The organism is Streptacidiphilus jeojiense (genome assembly GCF_000719095.1).
Taxonomy (GTDB): Bacteria; Actinomycetota; Actinomycetes; order Streptomycetales; family Streptomycetaceae; genus Streptacidiphilus; species Streptacidiphilus jeojiensis.
The window spans coordinates 23,586-31,134 of record NZ_JOEH01000054.1 but is presented as its reverse complement, the minus strand read 5'-3'; the positions used below and the strand labels follow the sequence as shown (position 1 = coordinate 31,134).

Below are 7,549 nucleotides of genomic sequence, written 5' to 3'. Positions count from 1 at the left end.
TCCGGGCCGGACCTGGCGGGTGCCCTGCCGGACGTGCTGGCCGATCTCGAAGTTCAGGTCCTGGACCAGTTCGCCTATCGGCGAAGGGTCGTCCCTCGACGGAGAGCCCGGGGGCCGGGCATAGCTGACGAAGAAGGACGGCCCGTCGCCCCGCGGCTCCGATGCCCCGCCCGTCGCGCGTTCAGTCACCTGGTGTCCTCCCGCTGCGGCGCGATCGGCGGACTCCGGGTCCCCCGTGGCGATCTCGTGCTGCAGGTTGGCGATCATGCGGACCTCGTGCGCTTTGGAGGGTGTGGTCCGCTCCCGTAGCTCGCGGGCCGCCGGTGAGCCCAGCGAGGAGCGGGCGAGCAGTTCGGCGAAGCGCTGGTCCTCATCCACGCCGGTCACCTTCCTCCTTCTGCTGCGCTCTTTGCCGCCAGCGGTACACGATCCCCTCGATCGCCCGCGCCGAGACCTCGTCCAACAATTCAGTGATCTCCTCCTGGGAGTACCCCTCCGTAGTCAGGATCACTACCGCCCTGGTTCGGTCGTCCTTGGCAGCGGCCAGGTGATCCTTCACATGCTCGGCGCCCAGGACCGTGCTCTCCACGCTGGGGTGAACCTCCACCGGGAGGTTCCGCTGCCTGGCGACGGCCCGTTCCTGGCGGCGGTTGTCGGCTCTCCACCGGCGGAACTCGTTGGGGAAAGCATAGACACACGCTCCCATGAAGTAGGTGGTGATGCTCGCCCCGCCCTCGAATGTCCAGCCGCCCTCGACCAGGGCCCGCTGGCGAAAGCGCGGCAGGGCCTCCGCCACGGTGATCATCGCTAACTCCTCCCGCAGGTCGCTGTCCCGGTGCAGCGCCTCCAGCTCGACGTCGTCGGGGGCCAGGCCGAACCCCCGTATGGCCAGCAGCCTGAAGATGGACCCGGAGTACATCCACGCGCGCAGCACCGCGACCGCGTAGCGCACCAGCTCGGTCTCGAACACTTCGTAGCGGCGCCCGGCGAAGCCCTCTGCGGCCAGCAGTCGCACCATTCCCAGGTCGGCCGTCCTGCGGTCCAGGCTCGCCCGCAGCCGCCGGACCTTCCGCGCCTGCTCCGCGTCCAGGCCCTCCCGGGTCTCCTGTACTGGGGCGCCGAGGCTCTCTCGAACGGCCGCGCCGGAAGGTTGTAGGTCGCCGGCACGCGAGGGCGCCGGCTCGCCGCGCATGCCGTCGCCCTGCATGCCCTCCCCCTCCGTTCGTCAGCGAGCTCCCGGACTTCGCCGTTCCGGTGAAGGTGACACACCTTGTAGGTGTGCCCCTACGGACTACCCCACGGACTATTTTCAAGATCCTTCCCAGGGGCCTGTGAGACGCACCACCACGGGAGTTCCGTGGGATGGCCGCAGCGCCAGCACGTACGAGACCGCGTCAGATCACCACCCAGTCCCGTCCCGAAAGGGGCACCACCGTGGCCACCCCCACCCCGCCCACGCCGCCAGCCGCCCCACCGCCCCAACCCCCGGCGCAGGCACCGTTCCTGACGATGCACACGGCCATCATCCTCCTGGCCGCGACCCTCATCGCCATCATCGTCGGTGCGCTCGCCTTCCTCGCCGGACACGTCGTCGCCGCCGCGGTGCTGGCCGGGCTGGGCGCGTTCGGCGGCAGCATCCCTGTGCTGCGCAACCTGATCGCCTGACACTCCCCACTCCTGGCGCGGCGGCGCAGCGGGGGTGACGGGCACTGCGCGGTGGTGCGGCCCGGGTTGTCGGACCGGTGGCTACCGTGTGACGTGCGGTCAGGTGGCCATACGCCCGGCTCGCCGACCCGGTATCCGTTCGGCCCGTGACCGGACGCAGCCGAAGGTGCGCCGCCCAGTTGCGCCTCTTCCTTCTTCTCCGGTCTGCGCCTTCCTGCGCGGCGGGTCACGGGATCGCCGCAGCCCTGGGAGGGGCCTGCCATGCCGAAGGGCCTCGCCCGCAAGAACCAACTCTCCGCAATCAAGACCGCCTACGGCCTGACGCACACCGACGCCACCGCGCTGCTGGATCACCCAAACGCCGCCGAGCGCGGTCCGCTGTGCGAGATCCTCCAGGGCTACGAGGACGTCACCACCTACAAGGGCGCCGTTGCCCCCTGGAACAGCGCCGCGACACCCCTCTCGGCAGCGTGTTCCCGGACGAGGAGGTGCTGGGTCGAGAGGTTCCGCGTCTACGGCTGAGAGGAGTGCGGATACCCCTACGACGACGACCGGTTCAGCCGGTTCCACTGCCGCGACTGCGGCGCCGACCACGAGTAAGCGTGTGTCTGCTGACCCGACGTCGACCAGCCCTCGACCTGGCCCGGCGCGGCCTGGCGGTGTTCGCGCTGCCGCCCGGCGGCCGCCGTCCCGCCGCCGGCGGCTGAAGCTTGCGTTGCTGGACCAACCCCCCCGCCCGGGTCCGCGGGGCCCGGGGCGACAGCATCGGCGTCGGCTGCCAGGCCAGCCGCCTCGTCGGCCTGGACCTGGACGTCGCCGGCGCTGGCCGGAAACACCCTGGCCGCGCGGCTGGGGCGGCCGTGGCCGGGCACCCTGACCGTCACCACCCCCAGCCGCGGGGCGCACCTGTACTTCCGGGTGACGCCCGGCCGCACCATCGCCTCTGTCTCCGGCGGCCGGACAGCGCTGGGATGGCGCATCGACGTCCGCGGCCCCGGGCGGTCCAGCGGCGGCTACCTCATCGGCCCTGGTTCCCTCGTCGGCGGCATCCGGTACACCATCGAACGCGACCTCCCCGTGGCACCGCTGCCCGACCGAATCGCCGCCCAGCGTGCCGTCCGGCGGAGCCGGGGTGTCCGATAGCCCACGGATTTTGTCAGCCCATACGACTGGATGACTATCGGATGAGCAACGCCCCGCTTTGGCCGGGGAGTTCGCTAAATGGAAGGCGGGCCGGGGTCTGAACTACGGCAGTCTGGACTCATGACATCCACGTTCGACCCCGGCGATGACACTCCGATCGCCAGGACGCTGCAGGCCATGGCCAGCATCCTCGACTCGCCCACCTACCAGTCCGCGCTGCAGATCAGCCAGGAGGCTGCCAAGGCCGTCGCCAACGGACCCGAGCTGGCCCAACTCCAGGAGACGGCCTCCTCGGCGGCGCACGAGAAGCTCCTGCAGGCCGGCCTAGACACGCGCGACTCCATCCTCAACTCGTCAGCCGTCACGGCGGCGCTGGATGCGACCGAGGACGCCCGCCGGGCCCTCACCAGGATCTGGACGCCGCAGGTGGAACGCCTGCTCGCCGACCAGGCCCAGCTCCTGGCCACGGTGACCACGCCAGACCTGACCAAGCTGGCCGCGTTCGGCTCCCAGTTCGCCGCGCTGGACCTGGCCACGACCCGCCGGGGCCTGCTCGACCTGTACGACCACCTCGCCGAGGAGCAGTTCGACTCCCCCGTGTTGTCCCTGGAGAACATCCAGACCGCCCGAGGCGTCGTCGCGGCCGTGCCGGACACCCCGCCGGACGTGCTGCCGCAGCCGGAACTGTCCCCGGAGACGGCCGAGGAGATCCCCCCTCAGGTCATCGCCGCGGCCGAGCAACTGCCGAATGCGGGCTGGCGCGAGCGCGCCCACTTCGTCGCCTCGTACCGGGTCGCGGGCTTCCTCACCACGGCGTTCTTCGGCATGGCGAACCTGCCGGAGGCCACGAGCACAGTCCTGGAGGTGTGGGCTGTGATCGAAGCCGCCCGCGCGGTCTACAACTGGACGCTCGAACGGTACGAGAAGGAGCACGGCGACCAGAACTGACCCCGGTCCGGCAGACCTTCCCTTGCCTCCCGGTGCGGTCCGGGTCCGGATGCACCGGACCGCTGGCCGCGTGGGGCAGGCGGTCCGGCACCGCGCGAGCACCCGAACGGGTCACCCGGGCGGCGCTCGGTCAGGACACGGTGCGCCACCCCCCAGGGGGCGACCATGGGGGTGGTCGTACTCGGGCCAACGAGTCGCCGGGTCGACGTCACAGCGGTGGCGACGCTGACACACCACCGACCCTGCCGAGACCGGTCCGTCTCCGCCGTGGCGAAGCCGACGGAGAGCAGCGAGCCGGGGCTGAAGGAGAGCACGGCGGCCGCTATCCCCCCTTGGGAGCGCGCCCGGGCAGCCAGGTCCGGCGGTGCGGCCGCCGCCCAGGGCCCCAACGGGGAGTGCGACTGGACCGGTGTGGGGCCGGACGGCGTGGGGTAGCGCTCCGCCCAGCCGTCCAGCAGCCGCAGGTACGCCTGCAGGTGCGGCGGCCGCGGCTCCTATGGCGGCGCCGACGGTTCCACCTGACGCATCATCATGCGATCTGCCTGGGCCGCTTGCGGCCAGGCCCCGACGTCGTCGAACGAGGGACGGCAGTTGGACAACGCGATCTCCTGGTGGGCCCGGACCGGAGCGCGGCACGGCGCGGCTCGGCAGTGAACGTCGTCGGACTAGCGCTCCGCCACCACCGCGTCCGCTACCCACCTACGAGGTCCAGGTGATGACAGCTGTTATCAGCATGGCCAGGAGCAGAGCCACCAGGGGAATGGCGATCTTGATTTCTCTGCGCAGGTTTCGGGGTGGGGGGCTGTTGTGCCTGGTGGAAAGGTTGTCCAGGATTGTTCTCATCAATACCGTGGTCTGCGCGTCCAGCTCAGGAACGGCGGAGGTGCGCATGACGTTGACTGCGGTGGTACTGCCTCCTGGGGGCGTCTGTACGTTGAAGAAGACCCACCCTCCGGGCGACAACGGCAAGTCACGCGTGTGGGTGATGAGGTAGGTGGCCCCGGCCGTGTCCACGATTGTCCCGCTGCCCGGCTCCCGCCCGATCACGGCGACTACTCCCATGCGTAGTTGACGACCGTAGCCCAGTTCCCCGATCGCGATGAAGGAGGGGCCCGCGGGCGGGAGCGAACGGCGGAGGAGCGTTTCTATTTTCGCTTGCTCCTCTTTGGTCGCTCCCAGGGCGGAGAGCAGGCGGGCCAGCGCGTCGAAGCGCCGGGGCGGGTACTCGCCGGCCATCCAGCGTCTGACGATCACCTGGCGGCAGGCCTCCTCCTGAGGGTTGTAGGGAGGTTCCTGGAAAGCCACCCGGCTGAGTTGATCCAGGGGCCACCGTTCCACGCCGGCCCGCTCGCGGATGGACCGCAGTAGCTGGGCCAGTTCCCAGGTAGCTGGCGAAGCGTTGTTCTCGGTGGCCGTCTTCGACGGCTCCGGCTCGGGGTCCCGCTTTGGAGCGTCGACTCCTGAGAGCCCCTGTCCGCTGTAACGTTCGGGTGTCTGGTGGGAGGGCAGCACGGCACCGGCGATCACACGGGCGTCGGGCGGTACCTGACCGGAAGGAAGCCCGGCCTCGTAGGCGGCCTCGTCTACCAGTTCCCGGCCCAGGTCAAGGCGGGTGAATGCCTCCCCGAGGAACTGGTCGACCGCATCCATCGCCGAAGCGTCGGACAGCGGCTGCCCCGGTTCCGCGTCGGCGGGTTCCTGGCCGGTGGGGACCAGGTCGGTTCCGTGCTGGGTCAGCTGATCCTCCAGCTCCGCGATCCGGCGCTGCGCTTCCTGGGCCACGCGCACCGCGTCCGTGCGCTCCTTCTCCGCCAGCTCCTTGGCAGCCCGCAGCTCCTCCACCTGGGTCATTGCGCGGCCCAGTTGCTTCTGCAGTTCGGGGTTGCCGCTGCCGTCCACCGCCACGCGGCTCTGCTCCACCTGCGTACGCAGTTTGGCCACCGTCGCTTCGGTCCGCTGTAGGGCCTGCACCGCGAAGAACGCGACCTGCACTGCAAGGCGCCGCTGCTCCTCACTGCGTGCATGCGCCTCCTGGACCTTTCGCAGCTCCCGAAGCGTGCCCAGTAACTCGCTCTCGAGTGCCTCTGTTCCTGCTGGTCGCAGCCGAATGCGGTCGGTGGCGCGGGCCTGCTCCAGCAGACCCACTGCGGCGGCGACGCGCTTCGGGTCGTAGTCCTTGAAGCAGATCCGCTCGATGGCCTCGAGGAACTCGCGTGTCAGCGGCGCCCGACCGGCGAGCATGTTCATGGCCATGTGCCGCTGAGGCGCCTGCCCCGGGGGGAAATCGTCGTCGCCGAGCCTGTTGATCGCAGCCGTTTTCGACAGCCCGGCCTGGGCCAGCCACAGATCGAGAAGGTCGAGCACCGCATGCCAGTGCGCCCCCAGCTGTTCGGGCCGCTTGGTCGGGCGACCAGGCCGGCGCGTCGCCCCCGTTGATCCAGACATCCGTGGCCGTGACGGATCAGACGGATCAAGTGATGTGCCCTGTTCCCCCACCTGGCACTCCTGCGTTCTTCGTGAACAACTCCCTGTTGCTGCGCTCAACCATCCAACCGCTCGCTCCTGGGCTGCGCGAGGGGGATGTTGGAATTGCTCCCGCACCAGGCGGGACTCACGCCACGTCAGGGGTTCCCATGCAGCGTCCGATCCCGCACCGTGCCACCGTTGCCACCACCCTCGGTGTCACGGCTGCTACCGCCGCCGCTGACACCGTAGCGGGCCCCACCTGGTACTTCGCTCTACTTCCCCTCGTCAGCGCCGCAGTCGCCCTGGGGCTGGAGGTCTACCGGCACCGTCGCGTCGCGGTCCAGGAAGCCTTCGACCGGACTCAGCAGGCCCTCCGCGCTCGTACCGACGTCGAGCTGACCGCAGAGGCCGCCGGCCTGATCCGGCAACTTCCCGACCCTCACGACCGAGCCCGTGCCGCACTCACCCTCCTGCTGATACACAAGTGGTCACCCCCCTGACGGCAAGATCAGGGGACGGCTGCCCGCCCGACCGGACTGCGGCACCGAGCAGCCGCCGACCCACCGCACCGCAGTCCTTCAACAGTGGGGGATGTGCGCGCACAGGGACTGCTGCTCATAGGTGCACCGGGGGCTCCACTCCGTAGTCGGCTGCCCGTTTGAACGCGCATGGCCGGGCCGATGCTACGCCGCATGCAGGACCCTCGGATGTCTCACTGTGTCACAGAGTGCTCCCAGTACCAGGCACCGATTGGCCAGTCCCACTGGTCATTCTCGACACCGGAGGAAGCGTACACCGAAAATGGCTTTCCTTCGGGACCCATGATTTCCATGCTCTTCACACTGCGTCCGTCGATGTAGACGGCGTCTATAACCCAGTCACACGTTTTATTGGAAAGTGCGGTGATATGGAACGTAACTGGATCGGTGTATTTTCCAAGCGAAACCTGCTTCTGGTCGAAGTAGCTTTGGCTCTCCGCTCTGGTTTCTCCGCCAGTGAACCGCAGGGCAGTACCACCCCTGTCAAGATCGAACAGCATGCCCTCGATAAGGGCGGCCCCGGCATTTGGCGTGACGATGATCGTTGCCCGTGGGGGTGCGGGGTAGCATCGGATCTTCCGAGCAGTCATGCTCTTCATGACCACAGCCTGCGCATGCTGACCAATGAGCGTCACGAGATAGGCGGTGCTTGCTTTGCCTATGAACGGGCTGGCAGGCGCTATCTCGTGGCCGCCGATCTTGTCCACAAAGGAAGCGAGAGCAGAAGAGTCCCCTCGGATCCCATTCAGTTGCCTCGCCTCATCCGCGGATAGCATCCTCGGAAGGAT

9 protein-coding genes are annotated in these 7,549 nt (G+C 69.0%); 5 read left to right on the top strand and 4 right to left on the bottom strand.

Going from position 1 to position 7,549, the window contains the following annotated elements; translation table 11 throughout:
- Both IF29_RS0140320 and IF29_RS0140315 read right to left on the bottom strand, forming a co-directional pair.
- On the bottom strand, window positions 1-387 hold a 387-nt coding region (locus IF29_RS0140320; RefSeq protein WP_030267199.1), incomplete at its 3' end, for a hypothetical protein.
- A complete protein-coding gene (locus IF29_RS0140315; protein WP_030267197.1) occupies window positions 371-1,207 on the bottom strand; it encodes a hypothetical protein in 837 nt (278 codons plus the stop codon). The genes IF29_RS0140320 and IF29_RS0140315, both read right to left, overlap by 17 nt.
- Window positions 1,208-1,434: 227 nt before the next feature.
- Between IF29_RS0140315 and IF29_RS46685 the strand changes: the two genes are divergently transcribed.
- The 4 genes from IF29_RS46685 to IF29_RS46675 all read left to right on the top strand — a co-directional run bounded on the left by IF29_RS46685 (window position 1,435) and on the right by IF29_RS46675 (window position 4,191).
- The gene (locus IF29_RS46685; protein WP_030267196.1) at window positions 1,435-1,665 is read left to right on the top strand and encodes a hypothetical protein; all 231 of its coding nucleotides are present in this window, start codon (window positions 1,435-1,437) and stop codon (window positions 1,663-1,665) included.
- A 261-nt stretch (window positions 1,666-1,926) separates the two neighbouring features.
- Window positions 1,927-2,187 (top strand): hypothetical protein, encoded by a 261-nt coding sequence (locus tag IF29_RS46680; protein ID WP_030267194.1) that lies wholly within the window; start codon window positions 1,927-1,929, stop codon window positions 2,185-2,187.
- A gap of 741 nt (window positions 2,188-2,928) precedes the next feature.
- Window positions 2,929-3,756 carry a hypothetical protein gene (locus tag IF29_RS42935; RefSeq protein WP_037598573.1) on the top strand — a complete coding sequence of 276 codons (828 nt, stop codon included), beginning with the start codon at window positions 2,929-2,931 and terminating at the stop codon, window positions 3,754-3,756.
- Window positions 3,757-4,023: 267 nt separating this feature from the next.
- Window positions 4,024-4,191 (top strand): hypothetical protein, encoded by a 168-nt coding sequence (locus tag IF29_RS46675; RefSeq protein ID WP_157624192.1) that lies wholly within the window; start codon window positions 4,024-4,026, stop codon window positions 4,189-4,191.
- 264 nt (window positions 4,192-4,455) lie between these two features.
- On the opposite strand, the gene IF29_RS0140280 is transcribed toward IF29_RS46675, so the two are convergent.
- Window positions 4,456-6,120: a hypothetical protein gene (locus IF29_RS0140280; RefSeq protein WP_030267183.1), complete on the bottom strand. Its 1,665-nt coding sequence runs from the start codon at window positions 6,118-6,120 to the stop codon at window positions 4,456-4,458.
- Between the two features lie 269 nt (window positions 6,121-6,389).
- Between IF29_RS0140280 and IF29_RS46670 the strand changes: the two genes are divergently transcribed.
- Window positions 6,390-6,722 carry a hypothetical protein gene (locus tag IF29_RS46670; protein ID WP_157624191.1) on the top strand — a complete coding sequence of 111 codons (333 nt, stop codon included), beginning with the start codon at window positions 6,390-6,392 and terminating at the stop codon, window positions 6,720-6,722.
- A gap of 212 nt (window positions 6,723-6,934) precedes the next feature.
- Here the strand turns inward: IF29_RS46670 and IF29_RS46665 are convergent, their stop codons facing one another.
- Complete coding sequence (locus IF29_RS46665; RefSeq protein ID WP_157624190.1) at window positions 6,935-7,468, bottom strand: hypothetical protein; 534 nt, start codon at window positions 7,466-7,468, stop codon at window positions 6,935-6,937.
- Between the last annotated feature and the right edge of the window lie 81 nt (window positions 7,469-7,549).